Here is a 19,167-nt window from a genome sequence, read left to right as displayed (position 1 = left end):
GGTGATATTATATGATGTCAAATAACAGAATTACTAATCAGAATTTCTATGATGAATATAAATATTTCGATGAATTTTTGGCAGAGCATTTACATGTAGAAGAAAACGGTGTAGATGAATACGTCAAGAAAATGAAGCATGCGATTTATGAAGTAAAGGATGTACTTCCTGAATGGATGCCAACAATAGAACGTCTAGAAAAAATGAAAGCCAGATTTCTAAGCCTTGATGGCGCAAAGGTTAGCTTTGATGATTTTCAAGGCAAGGATGAGGATGTAGTTTGGATTAGAATCTTCCTGGAAAAAATTGATCAGAAGGCTGATCCTCTAGAAAAATATAGCAAGCTCAAATTCACTTTTAAGAAAAGGAAAAAGAGCTTGCTACAACGTTTCTTTGGTTTATTTAGTTAGACAATTATTTAATAACAATGTTGCCCTTAGCTGTGCCATAAGCCTTAGCTGTAATATTGCCGCCAAGTTCTGTCTTAACGTAATCCATAACAGCCTCGTCCATTACGATACCTGTATCAAACTGCTCTGAAGCATTGCCGAATACAAAGTATGTATCTCCACCAGCTGCGCAGAAGTTGTTTGTAACAACTGCGTACTTATCTGTAAGTGAGAATGGCTTACCATTTACGCTGTCGATAGTAACACGTGTGATTGCTGCTGGCTTGTAGTATGTAGATGCTGGGTAAGCTTCTCCCTGTGCAAAAGGCTTTGTAGTATCAACTGTAAACTTGATACCAGAAACCTGTGGGAATCCACCTACTGCTGTTGGAGCTGAGAATGTACTAGCCTCAAGAGCCTCTAATAAATCAGCACCTGTAATATAAACAACTGAAACTGTGTTTCCAAATGGAAGAACTGTGTTAAGGTCCTTCTTTGTAACGCTACCTGCGTCAATAGAAGCACGGATACCACCACCATTTGTGATAGCTACAACGTGATCATCCTTAACCTTAAGTCCACCCTCTTTAAGTACAGACCACTTTAAAGCATCTGTAATTAAATCTCCAAGGTTTGTCTCCTGTGTTCTAACACCTGGTGCCTTCTTACCATTCAAATCAACTTCTGACTTAGCAAATTCAACACCATATTCTGCATCTACTCTATCAAGAATAGACTTTGATAAAGCTTCAATAACTGGAGCCTTAACAATACCATCATCTACCTTTACAAGATAGTTTGATTCGATTTTCTTTGTCTTGTTATCAATAACAACCATTCCAATGTTTTCAAACTTTGTACCTGTAGACTGTACTGGCTCTCCATTAAGACCTTCTGTCATTACAGTGTGTGAGTGACCATCAAGAATAATGTCGATGCCTGTTGTCTTTGCATATAAATCTACACTTCTATGTCCATCTGGAGCAGACTCGTCATCAACGCCTAAGTGTGCCAAGCAAACGATCACATCACATCCATCAGCCTTAAGCTTGTTAACCTGCTCCTGAGCGCATGGATAAAGCTCTGCCTTAGAAAGGAACTTGATTCCCTTAATAAGTGCTGGATTAACCTTTGTCTGTGTCTCTGGTGTTTCCATACCGAAGAAGCCAACCTTTAATCCTGAAGCTGTAGTGTACTCGTATGTTGGGTCGCAAACTGGCTTGCCATCCTTATCAAGAACATCAGCGCAGATTGTCTTGAACCAAGCTCTTGAAAGATTGTTCTTAAGCTGCTCATAACCATAATCAAATTCATGGTTTCCAAGAGTAACTACATCATAGCCAGCGAAGTTCATCATTGTGATAGCATCTGTACCCTTTGTTGTGCTTACATAAGGTGAGCCTTGGCTAAAATCTCCAACATCAGCTAAAATAACTTCTGCTCCTCTAGCCTTAAATTCGTACTTAAGTGCTGCTGCCTGAGCATAGCCCTCTATCGCACCGTGTACGTCATTTGTGTGGAGAATAATAGTCTTTCCACTCAAATCATTTGGGACATTGGCAATAGACTTCACATCTGCCTTATACTCTGCAGCATGTGCTGTCTGTGGCACAAGGCTCATTGATAGAACCATTGCAATTGCCAATACAAGAGTGATAACTCTCCTGAATCCATTTTTGTGTCTCATAAATCATTCCTCCTTAGTTTATTGAAACTAAGTTTATTATATCTAATTTTAATTGTGAAAAATATATGAACACTCAAAAAAATATGACGAATTTTCCTCACCTTGCTTGGGTATTTTTCTGTTATTCTGCCTTAGTAAAATGCAGCTGTACGCTTGGATAATCACCATTTGAAATATTGATAGCAAATCCTCCATACATAAGGGCTGCACCAGATAAAATAGTGTCTGTTCCTTCCAAAATATACATGGCATTTTCTTCCAAGCCTCTTAGCTTAATAACCTTAATTTTGGCGTTGGCCTGCACCTTTTTCACTACTATATTAACCAGTGCCTCTGATTTATCTGTTGAAACAAATTCCCATGCCTTATAAATTTCTGCCTGTTCTTCATTTACAAGACGATAGTAATCTCCCTTTTGTATTAACCAATAATATTTATTGTAGGTCTTAATCTGTTCTCTAACTTCATTCTTTTCTGCTTCGGACATTTTGGTAATATCCAATTCATATCCGAAGGTACCAGACATAGCAACCACACCGCGTGTAGAAAGAGGTGTGCTTCTTCCTGTCTGATGATTTGGTGAAGCTGATACGTGGCTTCCTACTGCACTTACTGGATATCCAAAGGATGTCCCCTCCTGGATTTCAAGACGCTCGATAGCATCTGTATCATCTGAACACCAAATCTGAGGGCAGTAATAAAGCATACCTGCATCAAAACGTCCGCCGCCACCTGAGCAGCCTTCGATCATAAGGTTTGGGTAAGCCTCAAGCAATCTTTCAAGAAGGGAATAGGTGCCTAAAATGAATCTATGTGATACCTCGCCCTGCTTTTTATTAGGAAGATTGTTTGAATATACATTACTTAAGCTTCTATTAAAGTCCCACTTTATATATGAAATATTATTTTCATCCAAAATATTGCTGATGCAATTAAAAAGGTAATCCTCTACCTTCTTATTACTCATATCAAGTACAAGCTGATTTCTTGCCATTGTTGGATGTCTTTCAGGATCTACCAAAGCCCATTCTGGATGCTCTCTATAAAGATTAGAATCCTCGTTTACCATCTCTGGCTCAAACCACAATCCAAACTTCATACCAAGCTTTTCAATTTCCTCGGACAGCTTCTTCAAGCCACCCTCAAGCTTTTTCTCATTAACAAACCAGTCTCCAAGGCCTGAATTATCGTCATCACGCTTTCCAAACCATCCATCATCCAAAACCATCATTTCGATTCCAAGCTCAGATGCATCTTTTGCAATATCAATAATCTTTTCTGAGGTAAAATCAAAATATGTTGCCTCCCAGTTGTTAATAAGGATAGGTCTTTTAATATCCATATATCTTCTGTCACATACATTCTGGCGAATAATATTGTGATAGATATGACTAAGGGCTTCTAAACCGTCCTTGGTATACGCCATAATCGCCTCTGGTGTGTCAAATGATTCTGACGCTTCAAGGCACCATGAGAAGTTTTCCTCATTGATTCCTGCAACAATTCTTGTGCTGCCTGCCTGGTCCTGCTCAATCTCGATTTTGTGATTACCAGAATACATAAGCATCATTCCGTAGCACTCACCATAAGCCTCTGTTGCACCGTGATCGCATAAAATAACAAATGGATTCTGGTGATGGCTGGTCATACCACGCTTGGAGCTAATCACCTTTATATCCTGTGTAAGCTTGTTGCGGGACATCACTCTTTCCATACAGTGTCTTCCTGCGAAATGAATTTCGTCCCAGCTTCCGTACTGCACATCAAGCATGGCTGATGCAGCCTTTTCCAAATGAATCTTTTTATCGCTGACATTTATAAATCTGGTGTGTCTTGTGATTACATCCTTATCCTCGAATACAGAATAATGTAATTCAACCTCAAGTCCTACTACCTTATCTTCCATAGTGATAACAAGAGAGGTAACATCATCATCGTATTTACGAACTGATGGAAGACCTGGAATTTCTTCCTTTCCATCGTATATACGATGGCTCTTGTATCTCAAATCGCAGCTTCGGCTTCCGTTTTTAGCAACAATACCGATAGAGCTGATTCTATAATCACCTACACCGCAGCCAGAATATTCCTGTGGCAGCACATCAATAGAACGACCTCTATCTACTCTATTTTCAAACAGGTTGCCAGAGAAGCCTCTATCAATAGAAATAATCTGATAGGTCATATCTGTGTCGCAGGCTGGTCTACCATAATAGTTATGAATAAGTAGTCCAATATCATCTATCTTAATCTGATACTCGCTTCCCTTTGTTAACAATCTAAAAATCTTTCTTGAATCATCAAAAACTATACTCACTATTTCCTCCTAACTTGTGGTAACTGTAATAATCAAAACTCACTCTTCTTTATACTAATTTTTCCATTTCCTGAGCCCATCTGTATGAAAATTCTAATTCAGTATATCATAAACGTTTAAGGAAATAAAAAAAGACCATTCGAAAAAATGGTCTTTTTTGATAAAAATCTGCTTATGATAATGTTTTTCTTACAACACCCTTTGGATCTTTGATTAATACAAATAAAATCCAAATAACAAGTGCAAGAGCTATTACTGAAAAACCTAAGAATGTATCATTAATCATATCCTCAATTGCAGGTGTAAAATACTCTGCTCTAAGCTCTGCATATTCAAAAATAGCATCTACAAACCACATGATTGAAGCTCCCCAAAACATAAACATCAACACATGTAGCTGCATGTCATCATTCTTTCTGTTGTACCAAATAGCAGTTGAAATAACAGCTGCTATGACTGTAATCAATAATGTCATATTCTCCTCCTAAAAAGTAGACTTCACAGTTGAAGAAGGTCTTCTAACAATCATATCTGCAGTAACACAAATTCCAACCCAAATAGATGTAACAAGTACTGCCATTGAAACACCTACAGTAGCGATTTCATGAAGCATTTCTGCTGTGTCCTCTGGATTTGACATTGCAGTTAAGAATGGGAAGAAAGGCTGAACCTCTCCATGCCAAACATGCTCAAATGCAAGTAATGCAGAACCTCCCCATAAAAGATTTGAAAGCCACTTTAATTTTCTAGTCATAGGAATTGAGCCATCATTTTCTTTTTTCTCAATGCCCTTCTTTTCCATTGTCTTTTTCACGATTGTTGTAACAACAGCCTCACCTGCTGGTACTGTAAAACATGCCATAACATTTCCTCCTTTACCAAAATTCCATTTTGGAATATATTTTTACAGCAGAATTATTATAACAAGTGTTAAGGCTATTTTTAACATATAATCATCAATTTCTTTATTCAAAAACAAGCGAGCAACATTCCGTATTGGAATATCTCCCGCTTGTTTTATATATTATATATTAATTCTCCCTATTTTTATTCCACATCCTGAAGTGCTGCGAAATCTTCCTCACCTGTTCTAATCTTTACAACCTGCTCAACATCATATACGAAGATTTTGCCATCACCGATATGACCTGTGTAAAGAACCTTCTTTGCAGTTTCAATTACATCCTTAACAGGAACCTTGCAAACTACAACATCCACTCTAATCTTTGGAAGTAATGCTGGCTCTAAAGCTACACCTCTATAATATTCAGGGGCACCCTTCTGAACACCACAGCCCATTACATGTGATACTGTCATACCTGTAATACCAAGCTTGATAAGGGCATTCTTTAGCTTTTCAAGGTTACGCTCCTTGCAAAGGATTTCTACCTTTGTCATTCTAGGCTTTCCTGCAGATGTAATCTGTGAAGGTGCGTATTCAACCTCAACCGCCTCATCCATAGATGCAAGACCTGCAGCCTCTAATGTATCTGTAATAAGTGTTGCTGTCTCATCATCATATTCATCTGTATCGAAATCATCCTCAAGCATGTTGAAACCAGAGTATGCTGATGGCAATCCATGCTCTGTTCTATCAAGACCTACAATTTCCTCTTCTGCTGATGCACGAAGTCCAATAGTATTTTTTATTAACGTAAATGCGATAGTAATTGTAACTGCTGCCCATGCGCCAACTGAAAGAACACCTAAAAGCTGAATTCCAAGAAGCTTAAATCCTCCTCCATAAAAAAGACCAGTAAGTGTGCTATCAGGAGCTGATGTTGTTGCAAATAATCCTACTGCAATTGTTCCCCAAATACCGTTCATCATGTGAACTGCTACAGCTCCAACTGGATCATCAATGTGAAGCTTGTAGTCAAGAAGCCATACACCAAATACTACTAAAAAGCCTGAAACAACACCAATAATGATTGCACCAAGTGCATCTGTAACGTCGCATGGGGCTGTGATTGCAACAAGGCCTGCAAGTGATGCATTAAGTGACATTGATACATCTGGCTTGCCATACTTAAGCCATGTGTAAGCCATTGTTGTACATGTTGCAACTGCTGGTGCAATTGTTGTTGTAACAAATATAGAAGCAAGCTGCTCTACTGATGTTGCAGCAGCACCGTTAAATCCATACCAACCAAGCCAAAGAATAAATACACCAAGTGCTCCAAGTGCAATGTTGTGACCTGGGAAAGCATTTACTTTTGTAATTCTGCCCTTGCTGTCATGATTAAACTTACCAATTCTAGGTCCTAAGATTTTAGCTCCGATAAGAGCACAAATACCACCTACCATGTGGATTGCACAGCTACCTGCGAAATCGTGGAAACCGATAGCAGAAAGCCAGCCGCCTCCCCAAATCCAGTGTGCCTCGATTGGGTAAATTACTAATGAAATAATACCTGAGTAGATACAATAGCTAATGAACTTTGTACGCTCTGCCATAGCACCACTTACGATTGTAGCTGTTGTCGCGCAGAATACCAGGTTAAATACAAAGTTGCTCCAGTCAAAGCTGGCATAATCTGTAAATACCTGAAGGGATGGCTTTCCAACAAGACCAAAGAAAGCATTTTCACCAAACATCAATCCAAAACCAAGGATTACGAACATTACTGTACCAATACAAAAGTCCATAAGGTTTTTCATTATGATGTTTCCAGTATTTTTTGCTCTGGTAAAGCCAGCCTCCACCATAGCAAAACCTGCCTGCATCCAAAATACCAAGGCGGCGCCTATTAAGAACCAAACGCCAAATAACATGCTTGAATATTCTTCCATAATTATTTCCTCCTAATTAAATATATAAAAAGCGCGCAGCAATTACTTAATAATTGCCGCACGCCTTTGTGCTATGTTATTTATTTTATTAACCCTCATCCACCACTTCGTGGTCCCCCTTCCCCCAAAGGGGGAAGGCATGATGAAGTGTTCCTTATTTCACGCTATAAAGTATTTCTCCATAAGTTGGATATGGCCAGATGTCACTTGGTACTACTGTCTCAAGCTCATCAACCACTTCTCTAAGTTCATTCATGTCTGCAAAAATCACATCATGATGGAACTTGGCAAGCTCATATGTATCCTCTAATTCTTTTGCCTTTTCAATATCAGCCTCAAGCTTCTCTAAACGCTCATCCATTGTAAAGGTAAGCTTTGATGCCTGCTTTAATCTCTTTGTCTCTACAGTGGAATCAACATCAATTCCTGTAGCAGCCTTAGCATTTATTGTTTCTGCTAATGAATACTGATAATCATTTGCTGCTGCCATGATATTTTTCTTAACCATAGCATCCATTGTAAGAGCTTCAATATCAATCACCTTGTAGTAGTTTTCAAGCTGAATATCATATCGGCTATAAAGCTCCTGCTCCGTAAATACGTTATGCTTTGTAAATACATCTATTGCCTTTTCGTCAATAAAGGCTGGAAGTGCATCTACTGTAGATTTAAGATTCTTAAGTCCTCTTCTTTCAGCTTCCTTAACCCATTCCTCTGAGTAGCCATTTCCGTTAAAGATAATTCTTTTATGGGCTGTAAGTTCTCTCTTTAAAAGCTCTGCTAATGCCTTTTCAAAATCAGTTGCCTTTTCAAGCTCATCTGAAAACTTATCAAGCTCCTCTGCAACAATTGTGTTTAAGATTACGTTTGGTCCTGATATAGATGCTGCTGAACCAAGTGATCTAAACTCAAATTTATTACCTGTAAATGCAAATGGTGAAGTTCTGTTTCTATCTGTTGTATCCTGTGAAATGCTTGGGATTACCACAGCACCTACAGACATCTTTTTCTTTTTAATATCCTCATAATCAGTTCCATCGATGATTGACTCAACAATTGCCTCAAGCTCATCTCCAAGGAACATAGAAATGATTGCTGGTGGTGCCTCGTTTGCACCAAGTCGATGATCATTTCCAGCAGAAGCTACCGATACACGGAGCAACTCCTGATATTCATCTACAGCCTTTATTACCGCTGTCAGGAATAATAAGAACTGTGTGTTATGGGAAGGTGTAGCACCTGGTTCTAACAGGTTTACTCCGGTATCAGTCGAAATCGACCAGTTGTTATGCTTACCTGAACCATTGACTCCTGCAAATGGCTTTTCATGTAGCAGGCAAGTCATACCATGTCTTTTTGCAACCACCTTCATCATCTCCATAGTAAGCTGATTGTGGTCTGTTGCAATATTTGTTGTAGAATAAACTGGCGCAAGCTCATGCTGTGCTGGGGCTACTTCGTTGTGCTTTGTCTTTGCAAGAACCCCAAGCTTCCAAAGCTCTTCATCAAGCTCCTTCATAAATGCTGATACTCTTGGCTTGATAGTTCCGAAATAATGGTCATCCAATTCCTGTCCCTTTGGAGGCTTTGCACCAAATAATGTTCTTCCTGTATAAATCAAATCTGGGCGCTTGTTGTACATCTTTTCATCAATAAGGAAATATTCCTGCTCAGGTCCAACTGTTGTAATAACTCTTTTAACATCCTCATATCCAAACAGCTTTAATGCTCTTACTGCTGATTTATCAAGAGCTTCCATAGAACGAAGAAGTGGAGTCTTTTTATCAAGCGCCTCTCCTGAATATGAACAAAAGGCTGTTGGAATACAAAGTGTATCATCCTTTATAAATACATAGCTTGTTGGGTCCCAGGCTGTGTAGCCTCTTGCCTCAAATGTGGCACGCAATCCACCTGATGGAAATGATGATGCATCAGGCTCACCCTTGATTAATTCTTTACCAGAGAAAGTCATAATAACCTTGCCACCCTCTTCTGGCTGAATAAATGAATCATGCTTTTCAGCAGTTACACCAGTCATTGGCTGGAACCAATGTGTGAAGTGTGTTGCACCTAGCTCGATTGCCCATTCCTTCATGGCGTGGGCGATTACATTTGCCAAATCTCTATCTAGAGGGCGTCCCTCTTCCACTGTCTTTTTAAGGGCCTTGTAGGCATCCTTAGGGAGACGCTCCTTCATGGTTTCATCGTTGAAGACTTTGCTTCCAAATATCTCTGTAACTTTACTCATAATCTATATCCTCCTTAATTTATTTAAATGCCAGATGCACCATAATTGCTCAGCACGCGGGCTGATGGGTCGTTTACGTTGCAGCCTGGCCATGTTTTATTTGGCATCCAAAAATCTACTATCATGTGTGCCTGGCCTTTGTAGTATTTTTCAAACAGTTCTCTGTAGAGAAGTGACTCCTTGGTGAAAGGTGTTCTAAATTCGTATTTACGTTTTGCATTTTCCAAATCTTCATCTGAGTAAATGCTGTTTGCGTATTCCTTTAGGTAATAAACCATGGAATGTCCTACCGCATCTGAGAAGGCTGCCTTTTCTCTGAACAAAATGTCATAAGGTAAATAATCATCTTTCTCAAAAGCATGTCTTAGTAAATACTTACCCTTTTGATATTTATTCATTTTCATTTCAGGATTAATGCTCATTACGTAATCTACAAAATCCAAATCCCCAAATGGAACTCTTGCTTCCATTGAATGTACTGATATGCATCTGTCCGCTCTTAACACATCATACATGTAAAGCTCCCTAAGTCTTTTTTCCGCTTCCTTTTGGAACTCCTCTGCATTTGGTGCAAAATCTGTATATTTATATCCGAAAATCTCATCTGATATCTCACCAGTAAGCAATACTCGAATTTCTGGGAACTGCTTTTTGATTCCCTTGCAGATAAGATACATTCCCATGCTTGCTCTAATGGTTGTAATATCGTAGGTGCCAAGTGAAGCAACTACTTCTTCTAAAGACTCAATTACTAAATCCTTATCAATGATGATTTCGTGGTGCTCTGAACCGATGTAATCTGCAACTTCCTTTGCATACTTCAAATCAATGGCATCCTCGTTCATTCCGATAGCAAAGGTTTTTATTGGCTTGTCCATCATCTTTTGTGCTATGGCACACACCAGTGATGAATCAAGTCCACCTGATAAAAGGAAGCCTACAGGTGCATCCGCATCAAGTCTCTTTTCTACGCCGGCTACCAGCTTTTCTTTGATTTTAGCTGCTACCTCTTCCAGTGAATCCTCACTGTAAGGCTTACGCTTTGCCAGATCTCGGTAGCAGGTAAACACACCCTTGTAATAATAATGTCCCGGTGGAAATGGCATTACCTTGTCTGTAAGTCCCACAAGATTTTTAGCCTCGGAAGCAAACATGATTGCTCCTTCACTATCGTATCCGTAAAACAAAGGTCTGATTCCTATCGGATCTCTGGCTGCCACCAAATCATCCAAATCCTTGTCGTAAATAACCATTGCAAATTCTGCATCCAATTTACTAAACATCTCACATCCGTATTTACGATACATTGGAAGAATTATTTCGCAATCGCTATCGCTTATGAATTTGTACCCCTCTGCCTTTAGCTCTTCCCTTACCTTCTTGAATCCGTAAAGCTCTCCGTTGCATATCACGTAATTTCCGTTCAGCTCAAAGGGTTGCATTCCAGCATCACTCAAACCCATAATTGACAATCTTTGAAAGCCCAATACCGAATCACTTACTGTGATAACCTTTTGCATGTCAGGCCCTCTGGTTACTGTTTTTGAAAATGCCTCTTCGAAATCCTTCATTTCAAGATGGCATTTACTTAAAGCCATTATTGAACACATAAAATCACCTTCCCTAGAAACACAAAAAGCGCCGTGGTCCGTGCATAAAAGCACTTTCCACGACGCCTTTGTCGTTCCATTGATTTTTATTTGTTTAGTATATTATTCGTTTGACATTTATTTGTCAATAAGTATTTTAAAAATTTATTGATATTTTTTTATAATGTCCTTTGCCATTTGATATTTTGAAATTCTAAAATCCATAGCATTCTTCTCTATCTGCTTATGAGCCTCTTCCTCTGTCAAATTTTCATTGATAATCAAAAGCAGCTTTGCCCTGGAAATGGTCTTAAGCTCTTCAAGCTTTTTCTCTAGCTTCGCACTTTCCTTATGGGCCATGCCAATACGCCTTTGGGCAGCAAGGGCATGACGAAGGGCCTGCCACAGCAGCTGCTTACTGATTGGTTTTGACACAGTAATGATTCCATAATCAGCCACCTTATCTGTTATCTCATCATAGTAATCAGCTTTGATAAACAGAAGGATTTGGCATACATTTTTCTCAGCTATATCTATAACCTGATCAATTGAATTTGAACCACCTAAAGGCAGATTAACAAAACATATATCAAAATCATAATCAGTGATAGCACGCTTTGCAGCAGATATACTTTCCACCTGAAGCATATCAACATAACCATTTTCCTTCAGATAGGACTTATAAAATGCCGTAGCCTTTTCGTTATCGCAGACAATTAACGCTCTTTCCATAGTCTACTCCTTAAAAGCTAGATGCTCATTTTGATTGTCTCTATATAGTTTTCTGCGATATCTGCAAAATTTGATTCTTTTATAAAGCTACTGTTTTCAGCACACTCTATTGCTTCTTCGATGGTAGCTGGCAAAACCTTTAATTTCGAATATTCTTCCTCTGTTAAAAGTCTTGTTTTTACCTCTAAAGCAGGAGGCAGAGTTTCCTTGTTCTTCACACCTGCAATTCCTGCCTGCAAAATAATTGCTGTGGCAAGATATGGATTAAGACAAGAATCTGGTGAACGAAGAATAAAATGCTTTCTCTTGCCATTGATTTCTGGCACTCTAAATAATCTTGAGTTATTCTGCATAGACCAGGTGATATACTTAGGGGCCTCAAGATAGCCTAATCTGTCATAGGAATCTCTACGACAGTTTAAGAAGATTGTGATATCACGCATCCTGTTTATAATACCTGCCATAAAGCTATCAGCAAATTCCTTATCCTCAGTGATAAGATTCTGCTCCCCCTTATGGGTAGACATAAGTATATGGAGTCCATTACCTGGGGCATCCTCCATTGGCTTTGGTTCAAAGCATGCATAGGCACCATTTCTTGCGGCAATATTTTCTACAACATTTTTGTAGGTAACAAAATTATCCGCTGTGGTGAGAGCATCTGCAGATTGAAAATCGATTTCATTCTGACCTGGGCCTCTCTCATGATGTGATGATTGTGGCGATATACCCATCTCCTCCAAGCTTAGGCAGATTTCTCTTCGAATGTTTTCACCTCTATCACTAGGGGCAACATCCAAATATCCGCCATTGTCAAAAGGCTCGCTAGTTGGAATACCATTATCATCTGTTTTAAAGAGATAGAATTCCGAGCGAAGTCCCATCTTGGTAGAAAATCCAATTTTCTCACATTCCTTAAGGGTATTCTTCAAAAACTGCCTATAGTCCATTGAAAAAGGTGTTCCATCAGCATAAACTACATCACAATAAAATCTGATTACACGACCAGATTGTGGGCGCCATGGCAACACATGAAGAGTATCTGCATCAGGCTTAAGGAATAAATCCTTGCCTAACCCATCCTCAAAACCCAATATTAAAAATGGGTCAAAATTAATTCCATCCTCAAAAGCACTCTTAAGCTCAGATGGCATTATAGAAATATTTTTCTGATTTCCGTACAAGTCGCAAAAGGCCAGACGGATAAACTTTACATCATTTTCTTCAACAAAATTAATAATATCATCAATTGATAAATGTGACATTTCCTTCTCTCCTAAAGGTTATTATAATATCATAATAGTTGATTATGATATTAAATTCTAGAGGTTTGTATACCCCATCAGATATTCATCTACCTGTCTTGCGCAGTCTCGTCCACTTCTTATAGCCTTTACTACAAGAGATTGACCTGTGTGCATATCACCGGCTGTAAATACCTTTGGCTGATTTGTTGCAAAGCTTCCCTTACCTTCAGATGCCACATTAGTTCTTGCGTCCAATCCTACCTTAAAAGCATCAGTTACATACTTTTCAGAGCCTAAAAAGCCTGCTGCAATAAGACAAAGCTGGCACTTGATTTCCTTTTCGGTTCCCTCTACTGGAACCATCAGCTTTCTTCCAGTCTTTTTATCTAACTTGGCTTCCAGAGAAACTAATACAACTGATTTCAGATTGCCAGATTTATCAGTCTTAAACTCCTTTACCGTAGTAGTATAGATACGTGGATCATGTCCAAACTTTGCTATAGCCTCTTCCTGACCATAGTCAGTCTTGCACACAAGTGGCCACTGTGGCCATGGATTACTTTCTGCTCTTTCATCTGGAGCCTTTGGCATCATTTCTAACTGTGTTACAGATTTACAGCCATGACGGATAGAGGTGCCTACGCAGTCGTTTCCTGTATCACCGCCACCGATGATTACCACATCCTTGCCCTTAGCAGAAATATATTGACCGTCCACAAGCTGCATATTATTGTTCCACAGACACTTTGTAGTAGATGCCAGAAAATCTACCGCAAAATAGATTCCATTTGCTTCCTTTCTGCCTTCTGCTGCAATATCCCTAGGATTTGACGAGCCACAGCAAAGAACAACAGCATCAAATTTGTCTGTTAAATCAGCAGCCTTTACATTATCGCCAACATTCGCATTTACGATAAATTCAATTCCTTCCTGCTCCATTACATGAATCTTTCTATCGATAATCTGCTTTTCAAGCTTCATGTTTGGAATTCCATATCGAAGCAAACCACCTACCTTGTCATTTCTCTCATATACAGTTACCTTGTGGCCTCTTCTATTAAGCTGATCTGCAACAGCAAGTCCTGAAGGTCCTGAGCCTACTACTGCAACACGCTTTCCTGTGCGCTGCTTTACAGGCTTGGCATCAGCCAAACCATTGGCATATGCATATTCAATTATTGCCATCTCATTTGCTTTTGTGGTAACAGCATCACCGTTCAAGCTACAGGTGCAAGCCTTTTCACATAAGCCTGGACAGACTCTGCAAGTAAACTCTGGAAAGTTGCTAGTCTTGTGTAGTCTCTTGTAGGCAATGTCATAATTGCCCTGATAAACCAAATCGTTCCATTCAGGAATCAGATTATTAAGAGGGCAGCCTGAAGTCATCCCCTTAATAGTCATACCTGACTGACAAAATGGTACACCGCAATCCATACATCTGGCTGCCTGACGCTCACGCTCCTCCTTTGGAAGAGGAGTGTGAAACTCATTAAAATTCTTAATACGCTCTAGAGGACTTACAGCCACTTCCTCTACACGTTCATATTCTAAAAATCCTGTAGATTTTCCCATGACTAATCCTCCTTATGCACCCTGATTTCCCATTAACATATTAAAAGCTTCAATCTGAGCCTGCTCTGCAGACAAGCCCTTAGCCTCCATCTTCACCATGGCTGCCAGCATTTTCTTATAATCGAATGGTACTATCTTTTTAAATTTAGGCAGATATTTGCTGAAGTTGTCATATATCTCCTTGCCCTTTTTAGAGCCAGTGGCCAAAACGTGCTCACCAATAATTTCCTTCAGCTCCATAACATCATATTTATCTGTTACTGTCTCAAGGCATACCATGGATTTATTTAGCTTCTTGTACAGCGTAGCATCCTCATCTAACACATAGGCGATTCCACCACTCATACCTGCTGCAAAGTTCTTTCCTGTTTCACCAAGCACAACCACGCGGCCACCTGTCATGTATTCGCAGCCGTGGTCACCTACACCTTCTACAACAGCTGTTGCACCAGAATTTCTTACAGCAAAACGTTCTCCTGCAACACCATTTATAAATGCCTTACCGCTAGTAGCACCATATAGTGCCACGTTACCAATGATTATATTTTCATCTTCCTTATAGGTTGCTCCCTCTGGTGGATAGACAATCAGCTTACCGCCTGATAAGCCCTTACCAAAGTAATCGTTTGAATCGCCTGATAGCTCTAAGGTAAGTCCCTTTGGAATAAAGGCACCAAAGGATTGTCCACCTGCTCCATGGCAGTTTACCTTATAGGTATCCTCTGGCAAAGCTTCACCGTACTTTCTGGTAAGCTGCGCACCAAGAAGTGTACCTAGAGATCTATCCGTATTTACGATATCTACAGAAATCTCCTTTGGCTTTCCTGCTGCAATGGCACTCTTAAATTCCTTTAAAAGCACTCTTTCATCTATGGTCTTTTCAAGCTCAAAATTATATACATTCTTTTTAGCGTATTCTATCTTCTCGCCACCTGTTGGGTTGCTTAATACAGCTGACATATCAACCTTTCTAAAGGCACTGTCAGTATTCTCCTTTACCTTAAGTAAATCGCTTCTACCGCAAAGCTCATCAACAGTCTTGCAGCCTAATGCTGCCATGTATTCTCTAAGCTCCTGTGCAATAAAGCGCATAAAGTTCACCACATACTCTGGCTTTCCAGAAAATCTCTTTCTAAGCTCTGGGTTTTGTGTAGCCACACCTACAGGACATGTATCTAAATTGCACACACGCATCATTACACAGCCCATAGTTACAAGTGGAGCTGTGGCAAATCCAAATTCCTCTGCTCCAAGAGCGCAGGCAATTGCCACATCACGTCCGCTCATAAGCTTTCCATCTGTCTCGATAACCACCTTATTTCGAAGACCATTCATAATAAGAGTCTGATGGGCCTCTGCAAGGCCTAGCTCCCATGGTAAGCCTGCATTATGGATAGATGACTTTGGTGCTGCACCTGTTCCTCCATCATAGCCAGAAATAAGGATTACCTGTGCTCCTGCCTTTGCAACACCTGATGCAATGGTTCCAACTCCTGCTTCTGAAACAAGCTTTACAGATATACGTGCATCCTTATTAGCATTTTTCAAATCATAAATAAGCTCTGCCAAATCCTCGATTGAATAAATATCATGATGAGGAGGTGGCGAAATAAGAGCAACACCTGGAGTCGAAAGTCTTGTCTTTGCAATCCAAGGGTAAACCTTCTTGCCTGGCAGATGACCACCTTCACCTGGCTTTGCACCTTGAGCCATCTTTATCTGTATTTCCTTAGCAGATACCAGGTATTTGCTGGTTACACCAAATCGACCAGATGCCACCTGCTTGATAGCCGAACAACGATTAAGTCCATCAGGACCTACCTCATATCTTTCATCCTCTTCTCCACCTTCACCGGAATTAGATTTTCCGTGAAGCATGTTCATGGCAATAGCCATAGTCTCATGGGCTTCCTTTGAAATAGAACCGTAGCTCATGGCGCCAGTCTTAAACCTTCTAACAATAGAATCTACTGATTCTACCTCATCAATACTGATTCCCTTTTTAGGATAATTAAAATCAATTAATCCTCTTAGGTTACGGATATTGTCTTCCTCATTTACCAGACTTGTATATTCCTTAAAGGTATTGTAATCTCCCGTTCTTGTTGCAAGCTGAAGTAAATGAATTGTAGCAGGATTGTACAAATGCTCCTCTGCACCTGAGCGCATCTTGTGCTGTCCTCTTGAATCAAGAGTTTCATCCACATCCAGTTCTAGTGGATCAAAGGCCTTAGAATGCTGCATTTCTACATCAGACTCTATATCACTAAGGGTAATTCCACCGATACGTGAAATAGTGCCTGTGAAATATCTGTCTATTACTTCCTTACTGATTCCAATCGCTTCAAAAATCTTTGCGCCCTGATATGACTGGACTGTAGAAATACCCATCTTTGACGCAATCTTTATAATTCCACTTATAACTGCCTCATTGTAGGAATCAATTGCAGCATGAACATCCTTCTTAAGCTGCCCCTTCTCTATAAGCTCTGCTATAGTTTCCTGAGCAAGATAAGGATTGATTGCAGATGCACCGTAGCCAAGCAGGGTTGCAAAATGATGCACCTCTCGTGGTTCACCTGATTCTAGAATCAGTGAAAGTGAAGTACGCTTTTTAGTCTGTACCAAATGATGCTGTACTGCTGCAACTGCAAGAAGTGAAGGTATAGCCACATGGTTTTCATCCACACCTCTATCGGAAAGGATGATAATATTAGCCCCCTCATGATTCACCTTATCTACTTCCACAAATAAATGCTCTATCGCCTTTTCTAAAGAGGTATTTTTGTAAAAGATAATTGGCACAGTGGCAGCCTGCAAGCCTGGTACCTTCATAGATTTAATCTTCATCAAATCTGTAGTAGTAAGGATAGGATTGTTAATCTGTAGCATGTTACAGTTTTCTTCCTTCTCCTCAAGTACATTTCCTGCCGTACCAAGATAGATAGTTGTTGCGGTAACAATCTCCTCACGTATTGAATCGATAGGTGGATTTGTTACCTGTGCAAAAAGCTGCTTAAAATAATTAAACAGTGGCTGATGATTTTTTGAAAGCACCGCAAGTGGCACATCTATACCCATGGCACCAGTATTTTCCACACCATTAAGTGCCATTGGAAGAATAGAATCCTTTATCTCCTCATAGGAATATCCAAATGCCTTTTGCAATCTGTCTCTTTCTTCCTTGGAATATTTAGGCACTGGCTCATTTGGAATCTTAATATCTGCTAAGTGAGCCAAATTAGCATCCAGCCACTGACCATAAGGCTGTCTTGCCGCAAAATCCTTCTTTAGCTCATTATCATCTATTAATCTTCCCTCAACAGTATCCACAAGCAGCATCTTACCTGGCTTTAATCTATCCTTAAGCTTGATTCTGCTTTCCTCTATTGGAAGTACTCCTACCTCTGAAGAAAGGATTAAATAATCGTCATTTGTAATGTAATATCTGGATGGTCTTAGTCCATTTCTATCAAGCACTGCACCCATAATATCTCCATCCGAAAACAGGATTGATGCAGGACCATCCCATGGCTCCATCATTGTTGAATAATACTGATAGAAATCTCTTCTTGCCTGTTCCATAGCCTTGTTTTTAACCCATGGCTCAGGAATGGTAATCATTACTGCAAGTGGAAGAGGCATTCCGTTCATTACAAGGAACTCCAATGCGTTATCAAGCATGGCTGAATCCGAACCGGCCTGATTGCAAACTGGAGTGATTTTAGTCATCTCATCCTCAAGTACCTGAGAAACCATTGTCTCTTCTCTTGAAAGCATCTTGTCGGCATTACCCTTGATAGTATTGATTTCTCCATTGTGTACTATGAATCTGTTAGGATGTGCTCTCTCCCAAGATGGATTTGTATTTGTAGAAAAACGAGAATGTACTGTTGCTATAGCAGATTCAAAATCCTCATCCATCAAATCCTCAAAAAATAAACGCAATTGGTTTACAAGAAACATTCCCTTGTATACGATTGTTCTGCTTGATAGAGATGCAACATAAGTATCCTCTGCTGTCTGCTCAAATACACGTCTTGCCACATACAGCTTTCTGTCAAAAGCTAATCCCTTTTGTACATCCTTAGGCTTTTTAATAAATGCCTGACATATAAATGGCATGCAATCTCTTGCAAGGGTTCCAAGTATCTCTGCTTTAGTTGGTACCTCTCTCCAACCTAAGAATTCCATTCCTTCCTTTTCAACTATGATTTCAAACATCTTCATAGCCTGTTTACGTTTCAGCTCATCCTGAGGAAAGAAAAACATTCCCACACCGTACTCGCGCTCGTTACCTATATCTATTTTCAGCTGAGCGCATGTCTTCTTGAAAAACTTATGAGATATCTGCAGTAAAATTCCTACTCCATCACCAGTCTCTCCTGCGGCGTCCTTTCCGGCACGATGCTCAAGATTTTCAACAATCTTAAGTGCATCAGATACAGTCTGATGTGTTTTTACACCTTTAATAGAAACCACCGCTCCAATTCCACAGTTGTCATGCTCAAATGATGGATCATATAATCCCACCTGCTGATTGCAATTGTCCATTATGCTACTCCTTCCACTTTTAGATATACAAAAAAGGCG

Annotated in this window: 12 protein-coding genes; 1 reads left to right on the top strand and 11 read right to left on the bottom strand. The window is 39.7% G+C overall.

Going from position 1 to position 19,167, the window contains the following annotated elements; genetic code table 11:
• Positions 1–11 precede the first annotated feature (11 nt).
• Entirely contained in the window at positions 12–410 is a 399-nt protein-coding gene (locus BM097_RS12075; protein WP_090550144.1) for a DUF6548 family protein, read from the top strand.
• Positions 411–414: 4 nt separating this feature from the next.
• Here BM097_RS12075 and BM097_RS12070 read toward each other — a convergent pair whose 3' ends face one another.
• The 11 genes from BM097_RS12070 to gltB form a co-directional block, all read right to left on the bottom strand.
• Complete coding sequence (locus BM097_RS12070; RefSeq protein WP_090550141.1) at positions 415–2,076, bottom strand: bifunctional metallophosphatase/5'-nucleotidase; 1,662 nt, start codon at positions 2,074–2,076, stop codon at positions 415–417.
• A gap of 121 nt (positions 2,077–2,197) precedes the next feature.
• On the bottom strand, positions 2,198–4,393 hold the full coding sequence (locus tag BM097_RS12065) for an alpha-galactosidase (protein ID WP_090550083.1): 2,196 nt from the start codon (positions 4,391–4,393) through the stop codon (positions 2,198–2,200).
• Positions 4,394–4,565: 172 nt separating this feature from the next.
• Entirely contained in the window at positions 4,566–4,868 is a 303-nt protein-coding gene (locus BM097_RS12060; protein ID WP_090550080.1) for a hypothetical protein, read from the bottom strand.
• Positions 4,869–4,877: 9 nt separating this feature from the next.
• Positions 4,878–5,255: a hypothetical protein gene (locus BM097_RS12055; RefSeq protein WP_090550075.1), complete on the bottom strand. Its 378-nt coding sequence runs from the start codon at positions 5,253–5,255 to the stop codon at positions 4,878–4,880.
• A 185-nt stretch (positions 5,256–5,440) separates the two neighbouring features.
• On the bottom strand, positions 5,441–7,186 hold the full coding sequence (locus BM097_RS12050; protein ID WP_090550070.1) for an ammonium transporter: 1,746 nt from the start codon (positions 7,184–7,186) through the stop codon (positions 5,441–5,443).
• Positions 7,187–7,340: 154 nt separating this feature from the next.
• Positions 7,341–9,434, bottom strand: a complete 2,094-nt coding sequence (locus BM097_RS12045; RefSeq protein WP_090550065.1) for a glutamine synthetase III family protein — start codon at positions 9,432–9,434, stop codon at positions 7,341–7,343.
• A gap of 23 nt (positions 9,435–9,457) precedes the next feature.
• The gene (gene asnB, locus BM097_RS12040; RefSeq protein WP_090550062.1) at positions 9,458–11,044 is read right to left on the bottom strand and encodes an asparagine synthase B; all 1,587 of its coding nucleotides are present in this window, start codon (positions 11,042–11,044) and stop codon (positions 9,458–9,460) included.
• Between the two features lie 144 nt (positions 11,045–11,188).
• Entirely contained in the window at positions 11,189–11,755 is a 567-nt protein-coding gene (locus tag BM097_RS12035; protein WP_090550058.1) for an ANTAR domain-containing response regulator, read from the bottom strand.
• Between the two features lie 17 nt (positions 11,756–11,772).
• Positions 11,773–13,020, bottom strand: coding sequence for a glutamine synthetase family protein (locus tag BM097_RS12030; RefSeq protein ID WP_090550055.1), 1,248 nt, complete (start codon positions 13,018–13,020; stop codon positions 11,773–11,775).
• Between the two features lie 57 nt (positions 13,021–13,077).
• Complete coding sequence (locus tag BM097_RS12025) at positions 13,078–14,574, bottom strand: glutamate synthase subunit beta (RefSeq protein WP_090550050.1); 1,497 nt, start codon at positions 14,572–14,574, stop codon at positions 13,078–13,080.
• Between the two features lie 12 nt (positions 14,575–14,586).
• Positions 14,587–19,128, bottom strand: coding sequence for a glutamate synthase large subunit (gene gltB / locus BM097_RS12020; RefSeq protein ID WP_090550047.1), 4,542 nt, complete (start codon positions 19,126–19,128; stop codon positions 14,587–14,589).
• Between the last annotated feature and the right edge of the window lie 39 nt (positions 19,129–19,167).

The organism is Pseudobutyrivibrio sp. OR37, assembly GCF_900113655.1.
Taxonomy (GTDB): domain Bacteria; phylum Bacillota; class Clostridia; order Lachnospirales; family Lachnospiraceae; genus Pseudobutyrivibrio.
The sequence above is the reverse complement of the archived record's forward strand: the minus strand, read 5'-3'. Positions and strand labels throughout refer to the sequence as shown.